This window comes from Priestia megaterium (assembly GCF_023824195.1).
Lineage (GTDB): Bacteria > Bacillota > Bacilli > Bacillales > Bacillaceae_H > Priestia > Priestia megaterium_D.
This window is the reverse complement of sequence record NZ_CP085445.1, coordinates 1-13966: the sequence shown is the minus strand read 5'-3', so window position 1 is coordinate 13966 and position 13966 is coordinate 1. Positions and strand designations below refer to the sequence as shown.

The 13966-nt window shown below is 32.6% G+C and carries 16 protein-coding genes and 1 riboswitch; of the genes, 6 read left to right on the top strand and 10 right to left on the bottom strand.

The window, feature by feature from the left end; genetic code table 11:
- Nucleotides 1-63 precede the first annotated feature (63 nt).
- Both LIS78_RS28535 and LIS78_RS28530 read right to left on the bottom strand, forming a co-directional pair.
- Complete coding sequence (locus tag LIS78_RS28535; protein ID WP_252285532.1) at nt 64-1197, bottom strand: NADH-dependent flavin oxidoreductase; 1134 nt, start codon at nt 1195-1197, stop codon at nt 64-66.
- A 239-nt stretch (nt 1198-1436) separates the two neighbouring features.
- On the bottom strand, nt 1437-1805 hold the full coding sequence (locus LIS78_RS28530; RefSeq protein ID WP_025601758.1) for a MerR family transcriptional regulator: 369 nt from the start codon (nt 1803-1805) through the stop codon (nt 1437-1439).
- A gap of 424 nt (nt 1806-2229) precedes the next feature.
- Between LIS78_RS28530 and LIS78_RS28525 the strand changes: the two genes are divergently transcribed.
- The 5 genes from LIS78_RS28525 to LIS78_RS28505 all read left to right on the top strand — a co-directional run bounded on the left by LIS78_RS28525 (nt 2230) and on the right by LIS78_RS28505 (nt 5657).
- Entirely contained in the window at nt 2230-2481 is a 252-nt protein-coding gene (locus tag LIS78_RS28525; protein ID WP_098197703.1) for a hypothetical protein, read from the top strand.
- A 461-nt stretch (nt 2482-2942) separates the two neighbouring features.
- Nucleotides 2943-3446 (top strand): VOC family protein, encoded by a 504-nt coding sequence (locus tag LIS78_RS28520; RefSeq protein ID WP_098197702.1) that lies wholly within the window; start codon nt 2943-2945, stop codon nt 3444-3446.
- A 218-nt stretch (nt 3447-3664) separates the two neighbouring features.
- Nucleotides 3665-4072, top strand: a complete 408-nt coding sequence (locus tag LIS78_RS28515; protein ID WP_252285531.1) for a GNAT family N-acetyltransferase — start codon at nt 3665-3667, stop codon at nt 4070-4072.
- Between the two features lie 135 nt (nt 4073-4207).
- A complete protein-coding gene (locus tag LIS78_RS28510; protein WP_252285530.1) occupies nt 4208-4636 on the top strand; it encodes a GNAT family N-acetyltransferase in 429 nt (142 codons plus the stop codon).
- A 61-nt stretch (nt 4637-4697) separates the two neighbouring features.
- Nucleotides 4698-5657, top strand: a complete 960-nt coding sequence (locus LIS78_RS28505; RefSeq protein WP_252285529.1) for a threonine ammonia-lyase — start codon at nt 4698-4700, stop codon at nt 5655-5657.
- Between the two features lie 764 nt (nt 5658-6421).
- On the opposite strand, the gene LIS78_RS28500 is transcribed toward LIS78_RS28505, so the two are convergent.
- Nucleotides 6422-7117, bottom strand: coding sequence for an AbrB/MazE/SpoVT family DNA-binding domain-containing protein (locus LIS78_RS28500; RefSeq protein WP_252285528.1), 696 nt, complete (start codon nt 7115-7117; stop codon nt 6422-6424).
- 247 nt (nt 7118-7364) lie between these two features.
- On the opposite strand from LIS78_RS28500, the gene LIS78_RS28495 reads away from it, so the two are divergent.
- Nucleotides 7365-7511 carry an anti-repressor SinI family protein gene (locus tag LIS78_RS28495; RefSeq protein WP_252285527.1) on the top strand — a complete coding sequence of 49 codons (147 nt, stop codon included), beginning with the start codon at nt 7365-7367 and terminating at the stop codon, nt 7509-7511.
- 30 nt (nt 7512-7541) lie between these two features.
- On the opposite strand, the gene LIS78_RS28490 is transcribed toward LIS78_RS28495, so the two are convergent.
- The 7 genes from LIS78_RS28490 to sigH form a co-directional block, all read right to left on the bottom strand.
- Nucleotides 7542-7664, bottom strand: coding sequence for an anti-repressor SinI family protein (locus LIS78_RS28490; RefSeq protein WP_252285526.1), 123 nt, complete (start codon nt 7662-7664; stop codon nt 7542-7544).
- A gap of 22 nt (nt 7665-7686) precedes the next feature.
- Nucleotides 7687-7771, bottom strand: a riboswitch (cyclic di-GMP riboswitch).
- Between the two features lie 139 nt (nt 7772-7910).
- Nucleotides 7911-8447, bottom strand: a complete 537-nt coding sequence (locus LIS78_RS28485; RefSeq protein WP_252285525.1) for an RNA polymerase sigma factor — start codon at nt 8445-8447, stop codon at nt 7911-7913.
- A 282-nt stretch (nt 8448-8729) separates the two neighbouring features.
- Entirely contained in the window at nt 8730-9107 is a 378-nt protein-coding gene (locus LIS78_RS28480) for a hypothetical protein (RefSeq protein ID WP_252285524.1), read from the bottom strand.
- Nucleotides 9108-9124: 17 nt separating this feature from the next.
- Nucleotides 9125-10309 (bottom strand): Alp7A family actin-like protein, encoded by a 1185-nt coding sequence (locus LIS78_RS28475; protein ID WP_252285523.1) that lies wholly within the window; start codon nt 10307-10309, stop codon nt 9125-9127.
- 594 nt (nt 10310-10903) lie between these two features.
- Entirely contained in the window at nt 10904-11197 is a 294-nt protein-coding gene (locus tag LIS78_RS28470) for a hypothetical protein (RefSeq protein ID WP_098901496.1), read from the bottom strand.
- Nucleotides 11198-11729: 532 nt separating this feature from the next.
- Complete coding sequence (locus LIS78_RS28465) at nt 11730-11999, bottom strand: DUF1871 family protein (protein ID WP_116079153.1); 270 nt, start codon at nt 11997-11999, stop codon at nt 11730-11732.
- Between the two features lie 126 nt (nt 12000-12125).
- Nucleotides 12126-12788, bottom strand: coding sequence for an RNA polymerase sporulation sigma factor SigH (sigH, locus tag LIS78_RS28460; protein WP_252285522.1), 663 nt, complete (start codon nt 12786-12788; stop codon nt 12126-12128).
- Between the last annotated feature and the right edge of the window lie 1178 nt (nt 12789-13966).

Here is a 13966-nt window from a genome sequence, read left to right as displayed (position 1 = left end):
AAATGACATCCTCTCTTAATGAAAATATGGTAAAATCAGTAAGATTTTAATGTTACTACGATATCATTCTTCAATCTTAAACCATGGGCCTGAAGCTTGAATGACGCTCCAAAGTTTTTCCGGAAGCTCAAGCTCACTAACCTTTGAAGCCTTTATCGCTGTTTGGATCTCAGACTCTTGTCCATTTTGAACCTTTTCAACCCAGTCTGGATTCATGATTAACGCGTGGCCAACTGCAGCTAAGGTAAGACCCTTATCTAATGCTTTTGCAACATCATCTGGAGTTACCATAGAACCAGCAGCCAGTACAGGAACTCGACCGTTTACATGGTCAACAATTAACTCAAGATATGTTTTTTCATCTTGACTATCGACTGGCTTTGAAGAAAGAGCATCAGCCAATGAAGCATGGACATAATCAACATCCTCTTCAATAAGGCGTTCAATCAATGCATAGGTATCCTTCATTCTCAAACCACCTTCTTCGTGTTCGTCAGGAGATAGTCTGTATCCTAAAATAAACGGTTTTGTTGCATGCTTTTCAATGACATTTTTCACTTCCTGAACGATTGCTAATGGGAAACGCATGCGATTTTCTAATGATCCTCCCCATTGATCTTCTCGTCTGTTGAAGAAAGGTGAGAAGAAGTTTTGCATTAAAAATCCATGAGCACCATGAAGCTCAACGCCGTCAAAACCTGCTTCAATTGCTCTTCTTGTTGTTTCTCCAAATGCATGGATGATATCTAAAATTTCCTCATGTGAAAGTTCTCTCGGCAAAACTGAAGGAGCAAATCCAGTTGCCTCAGTCTCTACAGCACTGGAACTAACAACCTCACCATTTGGCACAAGGTCTGGTAGTGCTTTGTTACCTGCATGGAAAATTTGAAGGATCGCAGGAGCTCCGCCACTTTTCGCGGCTTCAGCTAATTTACGTAAGCCCGGCATAAATGTATCGTCATAAGCTGCAAATTCATTTGTAAAACCGATCCCGTTTGGAGTCACATGTGTACAACCTGTAATCACAAGTCCTACTCCGTTTACTCTTTTTTTGTAATAGGTTAATTCCTCATCTGAAACCGTGTAATCATCATTACTGGACCAAGTTGTCATTGGTGCCATAACCACTCTATTATTAAGGGTAATCCCGTTTTTAAATGTAAAAGATTTAAATAAGTTGCTATATTTTTCGTTCATTTTTTTAACCTCTTTCTGAATAGTATTGATCTAACATTGTTAGTTTGTCGTATGTTGTAAAGGTTGATTAACCCTTCATGTATTTAAATGGTACAAGAAAAGGTTACTCCTTAGAGAGCACTCTAACGCAAGTGTTTTTTTATTTTTTTTTATTTTCGATAAAAACACGATGTAGAAAGCTGTCTGTACGAGGTTTATCCAAAAGATGCAAATGGAAAAAACAATTGGCTACTTAATTTCTAAGAGAAACAGTCTCCTACTTCATTTTCATAAAAATCTATTTTTTTATCTAGATGCTCTAAACTTTGACGAAGTTTCTCCAAGTCTTCCACTACTTTTTTGCGATGATTTCTAAGCAAATCTAACCTTTCTTCCATTGTTTTTTCCCCCATATGTCCCCACATGGCAAATCGTTTCATGTCTTTAAGTGACATCCCCGTATTTTTTAGGTGAAGCAAAGATTCAATCCATAATTTATTTTCATCCGAGTAGATTCTGACATTGTTCTCGTCTCTGTTTACTTTTATTAACCCTTCTTTTTCATAAAATCTCAATGTATGTCCACTTAACCCAACGATTTTAGAAAATTCTCCAATAGAATATGTCAATATAACCGCCTCCATTAAATCTGATAGATCTATTTCTTCTTTCCTTTTTAATTTGTGACATAAAGAAAGAATAATGCTTAGAGTTTACTCTAAGTCAAGGATAAGAAACTTAAATCGAAAAGATATACTTTTATGGACGTTCATTTTGCGAACTATCTGTTTGTGTGCGTTTTTTATAGAGTCACAAGGTACTTAAAAGTAAGTGATGGATATGACCATTATGCTCGTTCATAATAGAAAAAAGCGTCAACTTGTTTTTATTAAACCGGTCTGCGCTTTTTTCTATCGTTAACATGTTTTATGTAAACTAAAAATGAATCGGATATACATTGAAAAAATAATAAATTTTAATTGTCAATATTTTGGGAAGGATATGAATGAAAAAGCATTTATGGAGTGTATGTAGAGAGGCGAAAGAGTATTTATGACCTACCCTTCTTATGATGAAGTACAAGATATTCGAAGTGAACTAAAGGAAACCGGATATCAGTATTGGCTTCACCATGACCTATTTACATGGCAATGGTGGGTTTTGCTTATAGCTTCTATTCTACCTTGGATTATATGGGGGTATCTTATTAAAAAGGAGCACCGCCTACATGTATTTGCATTTGCTATGTCGATGGGTATCATTTCAAATGTCTTAGATGTAATTGGAGTTGATACATTGTTATGAGGATACCCTATCAAATTATTTTTCATGGTTCCACCTTTATTTCCTGCTGACTTAACTGTCATCCCTGTTGCATTTAGTTTAGCTTATTATTACGGGAAAACATGGAGAAGATACTTCCTATATATCGTTATTACCTCATTTTTATTCTCTTATGTGATAGAGCCTTTATTTATATGGGCAAGAATGTATGAGATACATACCTTTTCTCATTGGCTTTCTTTCATTGGTTTTATATTCATTTCTTTACTCATTAGATGGTTTTTGGAGAGTATTTTACCACTAAGAGAACAATAAATAAAAAATACCTAAAGGGTGGTTAGGTATCTTGTCTTTATTCTTAGAAAGCACATTATGTAAATAAACCTTAGGCTAAAGTATGACTCCCTTTCATTATTAGGTATGATTTAAAAATCCCTGTTTTTGTTATCATTTAATTAACAATTAACGAATGGGGGATGGATATGAAGCTTAATCTTGAAGGAGTTTCGGAATTGGTTTTACAAGTAAAATCAATGGATAGAGCAATAGATTTTTGGTCTAATAAATTAGGTTTTCCAATTGTGGAACAGTGGGGATATGAAAATGGCCATTTTAGTGAAAATAATAAAGAAGACATTCGGGCAACTTGGTTATATATAGGGGGACATACTAGGCTAGGTCTCTGGCTTCCTAGAGATTTTTCACCATTAGAAAAAATAGAAAAAGAAAAAACGATTTCCAACTGGAAAGGACTTTATGATCAAGGTGGCGTTCATATACATTTTGCTTTACATATAAAAGAAGAGAACTTTGATTTCGCTATTAAAGTACTGCAAAGTGCTAGTATTGATTATAAGGTTATAGAAGAGGTTAATACCGATATGTTAAAGGAAAGAAGAGTGTATTTTAAGGATACTGAAGATAACATTATAGAATTTTATACGTTAGATATGAAGAAGGATTATAAGGAGCGAATCAAACTTTGATTTGCTCCTTTTTATAAATGGTTGCTGATAATAATGGTTATGTAAACTAACTCTGTATATCATATACAAGTTTAAAAGTCTTTAAATGTAACAATCATCATTCATTAAATATAAGCTCATTTTATTATAATTATTCAATAAAACAACTGATAACTTTGAATTTATTGTATAATTATAAAATAAATTAAATAAATAAACAAAAGGGAGAAAGATTGTCAATGGATGTGGAATTTAAAGCTTCATTACCTAAAAAAGAAGAATTTATTGGACTTCATAGAACTACAGGCTGGAATGCTAAAGGTTTATATACTGATGATCAGCTTTTTAAAGCAATAACTAATAGTTGGTATGCAATTTCAGTTTATCTTAATGATGAACTTATAGCATTTGGACGGATTATCTCAGATGGTATTTATCAAACTCTTATATGTGATGTAATTGTTCATCCTCTATATCAAAAACAAGGGTTTGGAAAAAGAGTAGTAGAAAACCTTTTAGAAAAGTGTAGAGTAGAAAATATAAAATGGGTACAGTTATTTTCTGCTAGAGGTAAACAAGACTTTTATAAGAAAGTTGGCTTTAAAGAAAGAGATATTGAAGCTCCTGGTATGTCTATTTTTCTTTAATCCTAAATGTACATTAATAAGTTTGCTTATGTTAACTAAAATTATATATTTTACACTATATGGTTCGGGATCGATTAGAGAAAATCATACTGGTATCTGAAAATACAGCAATTATATATCGGAGGTAGAAGTGAAATGAATGAAGACAGCTTAATTATTAAAAATAACCTAGAACATATAAAATGGGAGCAACTGTCCAAATTATTTTTAGAAGTTGGTTGGAATAACCATAAAGTAGATCGGATTATTAAAGCTTTTGAAAATAGTCAAATCGTAGCTATAGGGTACATAGAAAATAAAGTTATGGGATGTGGACGTGTATTAACGGATCATGAATTTTATGCAACTATTTATGATGTAGCAATTCATCCTGAATTTCAAGGTAAAGGAATAGGAAAAGCTATTGTTAGTAATCTATTAGAGCATCTAGATGATATTTCATTTGTACATTTAACTGCAACAACGGGTAATGAAGAATTTTATCGTAATTTGGGGCTTAAAAAGCATAAAACAGCAATGGGGAGATATTTGAATTTATCCTTAGAAGAAGAATATCTAGATTAAATATAAAAGCTCTTACTACTGTTATAATGATCGGAACAATTTTTAATATAGGGAGAATCAAATGAATATTAAACTGCATGATATATTCTTAGCTAATAATCGGATTAGAAGTTTTATTGAAAAGACGCCTTTACTTTATTCGGATTCTTTATCGTTAATGAGTGAAGGTGAAATATGGCTTAAGTTAGAAAACTTGCAAAAGACAGGTTCATTTAAAATAAGGGGTGCACTTAATAAAATAACTTTACTGAATGAAGATGAAAAGAAGAATGGTGTTATAACAGCATCAGCAGGTAATCATGCTCAAGGTGTAGCTCTAGCAGCTCAACGCTTTGGTGTATTAGCTAAAGTTGTAGTTCCGAAAGATACACCTGAGACAAAGAAAACCAGCATCAAAAAATTAGGTGCTGAACTTATTATTCACGGAACTAATTATGATGAGGCTGAATTACATGCTTATAGATTATCTAAAAAATTAGGTATGACCTATATTCATGCTTTTGAAGATAAAGATGTAATTTGTGGCCAAGGTACTATTGGATTAGAATCTCTGTTAGAAAATCCGAATTTTGATATGATTTTAGTTCCTGCTGGTGGAGGTGGATTAATTTCTGGCATTGCCATAGCTGCTAAGTCCATAAATCCTAAAATTAAGGTTATTGGTATACAAAGTGAAGCCTCCCCTCCTTGGTATTATTCATTTAAGGCAAAAGAATTGGTTGATGTTACATATGAAAAATCAATTGCTGATGGTTTACACGGTGGCATTGGTAAAGAAAATTTAAAATTAGCTCTGAATTATATAGATGATTTTGTCTTGGTAGCTGAAAAAGAAATTGAGAAAGCTATGTCTTGGTTAGCTACCGAGTATCACTATATGATTGAAGGATCTGGGGCTGTAGGAATTGCAGCTATTTTAAATAAAAAAATTGATGTGAAAGACAAAAAGGTCCTCAATGTAATTAGTGGGGGTAATGTAGATGCTAAAGTTTTAGCTAATATTATTACGACACATAACTAAATAAAAATATAACTCCCTATTTAGATAGGGAGTTTTCTCGAGAATTCAGACCATGTTAACTAAAATTGAATATGAAATATTGTCTATAAAGATTAATTACTTTTTATACGTCCATAAAGGTTTATTTTATTCACTAAATAGACGTTATTTCTTTTGATTCTATGTAGTCTAAAAAGGTGTGCCTTTTTGGACTATTTATATTAGATAGCCTTAACTTCTGCAAGTTTTTATAAATGTCAGAAAATTTATAGTGACATGTCTGACAAAAGACCTTATAATAGCACTAAGACATAATCTTTTAAGAACACCTAAACCATCAAAAGAAACTGAAAAAGGCTATCTCATCTTTGAGATAGCCTTTTTCGAGAACTTTTCTTTATGAAATTTGTATCTACATGCTTAATATTAGTATAAAATAAGGTTGTGATTTGTCGTATAAATATTAAATAAAAATCTAGTTTATCCACGATTTTAATATGCAGAGAAACGCTTTCTGACGAAATTAACTATTATTTTGCGTATAACTTACAATTTTTAGCACTATAGAGAAATGCTCATTTCCTTACTTTTATTGGTTCTCATTGAAAAAGCCAACTTATTCAATAAGAGTATTGTTCTCAACTGTTTCTTTGATAAAAACAGGGATGTTATTATAAATAATAAAGTAGGTTTCCTTCTATTACAAAATTATTAGTAACCTGACTTCAACTATAAAAGAAAACATCTATTTCTTCTGGATATAAGTTTTTAACTCTTATTTCGTTCTAAGTACCTTTCTTTATTACTAACTTATCTCCTACTATTTTAACTTCCAGAACGTCACCGTTATTAACGTTTAAATAATTCCTTAGCTTTTTAGGGATGTTTAAATATTTATCTTTGTTTACTACGCGCGATTGCCCAGTAAAGAAAAGATTTCCTTTTGTAAAAAACTCATATTGGTGTTTTTTTGCAACAACCGTGTCCTGGTCTTTAGTAAAAAACTGTAATTGCATACTTACTTCTAGATCAAAAGATTCCAACAAAAAATTAGGAATCCTTATCTTCCCTTCTTTTATTTCAAGTAAAGATAACTTATTTAATTCAGGTTCTATAGGCTCTTGTATTAGACCTGGAGATTTATTCTGTTTCCTTTTTTTATAGAAAATAATACTCTTGTTAATTAATTTCACTCCTATTTTTTCACATAAATTCATATCATGTATTTCACGGAGTATCTTTGGGATTAGAATATAGCCTAAATGATCGATAGTTCTAACTAAGTTGTTTAACTTCATTTTTTTCTCCAAAAATACCGGTGAAGCTTCAATCTGCTTCATAACAAAATAATTTTTGTAGTTAAAGAATTGTATTGTAGTAGATGTCTGAATATTAGCACGCTTTAAAAACAGGGGTGGTATCTTTACCCTCCCCGTACTATTGATTATTAGGTAATCTTTAGGTAATTCGTTCTCTTTCACTAATAAAAATCCTTTCAAATGTAATTCTATAAAAAAAGGTTAACTTTGAATTTACTTACCATTCATTTTTTATGTCTTTATTAGCCTACCTATGTTATTAAATGTTGATTTTTTATAAACCAAATAACTAAATTAAGTTCCAAATATAAGAAAATGATAAGCTTAAAGTAATAAATTTGTTATTATAGGTTATATTACAAATTAATTTGTTTTATAATAGGACAAGTTGTGAAGGAGGAATATTGTAATGAATAACTTAAATCTTGATACTACCCTTCCCCAGGAATGGCTAGCTTTAGTTAAAGAAGCAATGAATTCTAACGTTACTCAAGGGGAATTTAAGGAGTTTTTGAATAGAACATCCGAAGAATTAAATAACCATAAACAAGATTAACTATAACTAATACTGTTTATGGTTAAGGATCTATTTGTTTTTTAAGAACTTTTTAATTTCTTCAATGGTTAAACCCAATTCCTTGGCTTCTTTCATAAGTCTAATCCATTCTTGATTAAGTTCTTGTGCTACTAATTGTCCTTTACCATCCATAATAAAAATTACCTCCAGATATTAAGGGAGCTCAGCTTCCATAGTCACTTGACATTAGACCTGTGGCTTTGCGTCCTAGCTTTTCAACTAGTTTGCCTTTATCTTAATATGTAAATTTATAAATATCTTACTATATAATGGGTGTCAAATTATGTCGAAATAAGGATTATCATTTATTTTTTAAACTCTTTATAAACTATCCCTAATTAACATAAACAGTATTATAGAAACTGCATGAAAATTCAGCTAATCACTACTTTGCTTCGCATACATTTTTCTCAACAAAAATTTTACTCGATGAAGCCTCGCCTTAACTGTTCCCACACTAATATTTAAGGTTGTAGCAATCTCTCCATATGGTAAGTCTTTAAAATAAAAATAAACAATAACCTGTTGGTATTTATCCGGTAAATGCTTTATTTTTTTAAAAAGCTCCTCATTTTCAAACCTATCTATTATAAATTGTTCCAAGATGATTGTATTGCTGCTTTGTACGTATTGAGTCATCTCTATATAATTAGAGGGTGTTACTGGTTTGTTCTTTACTCTTCTTAAAAAATCAATACTCTGATTAACGGTAACACGATATAACCATGCATACGCTGAATTTTTACTGTCTTTCCCTTCTACCTGTAGAAGTTGATAATACTTAATCCACACCTGCTGCACAATATCTTCTGCCATATGGATGTCTTTTATATATGTTGAGGCTATATGTAAAAGCTGTGTTTGGTATTGCTCTACTAAGTCATTTATTATTATTTCATATTCAAAATCGTCCATTATCGATCATCCAAACTAATTAAATTCTCTTTTAAGATAACATATATTCACCCTTATAATAATCCTACAGTTAGTTCTATAATAGGAATTTATACAAAAAGGCTATTCATTTATTGAAATGGACAGTAAAGAGTTTATTATTTGGAATATAAGCCGAAAAAGAGTGTGCTAGATGAAAAAGTAAAAATGTTCAAGTGATAAAAAAATAATTGCAAAAGGAAAGAATAATGAAGATGAATTGCAAAAAGAAAACCACTAGAATCAATTCTAGTGGTTTTGCTTTTAAAAATCGTTATATTCTTCTAAGTCGTCATCGTCTAATGAGCCAGAGATATTTTCTAAATCTGCAATTTTTCCTTCTTTTAGTTGTGGAACCTTTGAAGGCTCTTCTTCTTTGAAGGAATCGTTTCCTACAAAACCTGTTGTTTTTGCTAATGCTTTTAAATCAGCTAATTCATTCTTGATATGTTCAAACATTTCGTAGGCTTTTTTGTCTTCAATTGCTTTTCTTTCTGTAGATGAATCATCTAAATCACGCAGAATTAAAGATGAAATATAATCCCCTAACTTACGCGATTTTGCATATTTAGCTAGTTTATTATAAACTTCATCACTCAATTGATTTGTCTTAATGGTAAACGCATTTTGACGCTCTGACATCCCTATCACCTACGTTATTAGGATTTAACGGCTTTCTTTACTGCTGCTTGCTTCTTTTGAACGTAACCAATACTACGAATCTCTAAGCCAAATAAATTTAAATGGCGGCTATCTTGGGGAACCTTATGATACTTCTCCGTACGTTCTTCTCCAATTTTTTCACGCATACTATTCATGATAGCGACTTCTAAAGTAGGAGCTACCCCGCCGCAGTATACATACTTACGCAGTTTATTCGCTGGTGGTGGTGCGACATCATTTAATTTAGCCAATAAAATTTCCACATATTCTCGTAGTGAAGATTTGATTGTGCTTGTTAGATCAATGGATTCACCTGTATTCTCGTTTTTCAATACAAATTTTTGCTTGCTGTAGTTATCGAGAATAAATTGATCAAAGGCACGTAAGTCTGTAAATAATTCTAGAAATTTCTCTTTACGCAATTTATCAATATGCGCTAAATAAGGAATTCCTTCAATGCTTTGGAACGATTCACGACTATTGGCTGCTTTCAATCCTTCTGGTAGAATAACCACATCGATGGAGCCTCCGCCTATGTCCACCATGACCGTTTCACATTCTACATACTCATTCGCATCTTCACGATCTTGAAGTGTTAAGTCTTTTTTTAATGCAAAACGTGCACTTTCTCCCTCTTTTAAGCAGGCACTTTCTTCAACTACTACCTTTAAGGTATTTTCAAAACCAGGCGTATGCACAGTAAATGTATGGTCGCCTAGGAATCGATTAGCCATGGCCTTTTGAGCTGCCCCAAATGTACTCTCTTTCTTAAGAAGCCAGATTGGTAACATGGTAGAAAAATAGTCAATTTCAATTGTATTGTCTTTTTTATTTTTCGCATGCAACGCATGGTAATACGCAATCGCAGCTAAAAAAGTGATGTATGGAATATGACTTGTAATTTTATTATGTAATTTATTAATGTGATTATTAGCCAGCAATTGACTAGCTGCAATGTCACCTACTAAGAAATAACGCTCTTTCTCTTCGCCCTTAATGGTTGTAGAAAGTAAAATGCGCTTCTTAAATTCTTCTGGAGCTGTAACCGCATCTGTGAAAAAGGAGTCGGCTGCTTCTTTTTGAAGTTCAACTACATTCGTTGGAAAATCAAATAGATATCCATCCATAATGTTCATATCAACAGAGTTACCGCAATCTTTATTAAAACGTGAAATTTTCATTTATAAACACCTCATCTTTTAAGTTGAACTTATATTCAACTTATTGTACTTGATATAGGATAAATATTCAATATGTGGGGGCAATTTAGTTATCTACAAAACATTACATCTATCAACAATTATTCAAATTAAGTAGAACTTGTATCTACAAGCAATATTCAGATTCAATCCTTATGTACCTTACTTTATATCATCAACATAATAAGAGCCTGCATCAAAAATGATGCAGGCTTCCCTCTCTTACAACAAAATAATTCTCATGTTCATTTGCCCTTGTGAGGCCCTTTCGTTACGTATATCGGTTCATAACGAGAGTACCATTCGTTAAATCACAATACCTACTTGTCAATTGGGGTAATACGTTTGCTGAAGTCGCTGTTACGTCTTTCAAAACCGAACCAGTCCCTTCATTAAGCTAAGTATTTAACCTTTCACAGCATTCAATTTTAATTGATATTGATACTGTACTATATGTGTACCACATCTTTTAGAATTAAAACATACCGTATTTCATTCTAATTTCCTTTGGTTGTACTTTTATAACGAAACTGTTTGTTTTTCTTCAAATAAATAGTAGTTAAAGGATTTTATCATTCAGTTAATGATATAGATTCTCCATATGTTCTTCTTTTTGCGATCTATAAAATTACTCCATCTCTCTCCTTGGCTGATATAATCATTAAACGTAGCATTTTTCACTACAATATGACCTCCACATTCATCTGCCAATTGTTTGGCAGATTCTTCATCAATGGGAAATGCTAACGATTCATCATTTGTGAATTCGTAACTGGATACCTCTTTCTTTTTTACGTTCTTATACGAATGATATACGTAATATAATTTACCTAATTTCATAAAATAGTATGGATACTCTCTGTTAGGCAACTTACTCCCCTCCATTTCTGTATCCTTCAATCGCTTTCTAAGCCACTATTAGTATCTTATTTGGACTTAAAAAGGTAAAACCCTGCTAAAAGCCACTCTTCAGGTAACATAATAAACACTTTCGTAAAAATAAAAAAGCTACCTCAAAACAGGGAATGAGATAGCTTTTTGCTAGGGTTCACACGTATAACAAATAATGAATTGACAAATGCAGACTAATAATAGCACATTTTTACCATAAATTCTATATTTTCATGTACAAGTATATGTATATATTGCAGACCTTTTATACGTTATCCTCTCAACTGGTAAACGAGAAAATCGAGTCATGTCAAGGATGTATAAGAGTTGCATATCCAATAAAAAAACTTTCCGAGAACTCTTATTCCATAAGAGTTCTTTCGTTTGCTTTGTTTCAGAAAGAGTGATTATGGTAAATAAGGGTATATATCATAACCCATCTCGTCAGTGGTGCTTAGGGAGAAGAATCTTTTCTTTTCAAGCGCCTATCTAACTACAGGCGTAAGTTTATCTATTCTCTTATTTGCTCCCAGATTTGCTGCGCAATTCCTATACAGTCCTCTTTTGTTAACTTACTATTAAATGACTGATTTAATATTTCTGTTATCTCAATCGCCAGACTCTCAACGTTTGGTACTTTGTATACCATAGGAAGGATCCATGTAGCTTCATACTCATATTCCTCGGAAGCATGCAAAGAGAGTGGATTCCATGTATAGATAATTGATTGTATCGTCTCTTTTACATCATTAAACATTGTACTCCATTGTTGTCCTTTCATTCCCATCACCTTCTATTAGCTTACTCATCATTATCTTTACTATAAATAAAAGAAAAAAGTAGTATCTATGCAATAAGCGTTGTATGAATTTAGAACGAATAGCTCATAGAAACTTATCCACGTCTGTCAGGATGATTGCTGTAAATACAGGTACTGCATTTGATGCTTCATTTTTTTCTTAACTCGGTAAAGCGCATTATCCACAGCTTTTTGAGGAAGATGTAGGTTTTGAGAGATTTGCATATATGTTTGTCCCTTTTGATATAGAGCGAATACATCTTGTTCAATAGGTGACAGTATTTCTTGTAACATTTGTTCCCTCTCCCTTTTATTCTCCCTTTCTACAGCAACTTGTTCCGGGCTTACGGCACGTGGATGAGGAAGCATCTCCATAAGGATCATATCATCTTCCAATCGCCTTGAATTCCTAGGTATGTTTAAAGAGAGAGCATTATTTAAAGGGGAATGTTTTTGACGAGCACTTGCCTTTAGAGCTGTAACGAGTTGACGTGTAATGCATAAATCAGCAAATCCTCTAAATGAACTCATCCCTTCTGTTTTAAAATCACGGGCAGCTTTATATAATCCTAGCCTTGCTTCTTGTAAGAGATCTTCTCGATTTCCTCCTACTAGGAAGTATCCTTTTACCTTTGAACAGACCAAATAATCATATTTCTTTATGAGTACGTTGAAAGCGTCTTCGTCGCCTTTTTGAAACGCTTGAACAATCTCTTTATCATTTAGTTTCGTCTTTTCTTCTCTTTTTTCTACACCTGCTACCATGTTCATCTGCGTTCCTCCTCGTGTCTTATGCTTTCTATGTACTTTACATTATAAAAAAGAAAAGGTATAAAAAATGTCGAAAAAACAAAGAGTAGAAAGAATATTTAGAGAGAAAGAAGGGAGACATTACATCAAACCTTATATTATGTATATGACCTGTATAATATGGACGATTTTTAATCTTGCTTACGACTTTAAAAAAGCTAACAGGTGTTTTCTCCCACGTTTTACCCGTTGCTACTGGATCAAGGATTTCAATATAGCCATTGTGAAAATAAGCAAGTTTGTTGTAGTACTTATTGATAATAATCAAATTTTGATTACCTAGTTTGCTTGCTACTTCTTCCCTTCTTCTACCTTTCCAATATGAAAAAGAAGACTCCTTATCCTTCACTTCGCCTCCAAACTTTTGCTTTTTTTAACGTTCCATTTCTTATCCTGCATTTCTTTTGTTGTAGAATGTGCTCCATTATTCCGTGCAAAAAATTACGTAAACCCATTTTATAATTTCTATTTTTCCCCTTTGTCATAACCTTTTATCTCTCTCAGTATCTCCCCCCTTTTCAGGACGACTTTTAAAGAAATCTTGGCAGGAAATTCTTTTGTTCTTTTTCTATTTTATCTATTTTTTTAACGGCAATTGGATCTATATTTTATAAAAACATATCCATGATACCCGTTCCTTCCCTGTAAAGTGTGGTTCCCTACTACAAAAGAGAGAAGAAGAGCATAAGGGGTTTTTGCTATCACATAGGGTGATAGGCTAGGCAAAGCCTAGCAAAACCGTGATATCAAAGAAAGTCGCTAAATGTCCCCTTTGAGTCCCCTTTTTTTGGTGTACGTCCCTTTTATGTCTCCCTTTAAAACCCCAATGTCCCCTTTATGTCCCCCTGTTTTAAAGCCACGTCCCCTTTGGGTCCCCCTGTGTTTTTTCACCTCATGGCTAAACCCTGTTGCTTCTCATTCAATTTTTGGAGTTTTTCTTGCAAACTATTTTGATCATCTTGGTAGAGCTGAATATTTTCATCACCCGATTGAATGATACTTTTTTTCATCACAATTTTTGATTCTGTATTAGCCTTTCCATAGCTTTTCATTTTCTTTTTTACAACATCTTTTTCTAACTCATGTGAACCTGCTATGAATATGAAAAAGGTAAATGTTGATGGCCTGTGAGCCTGCAT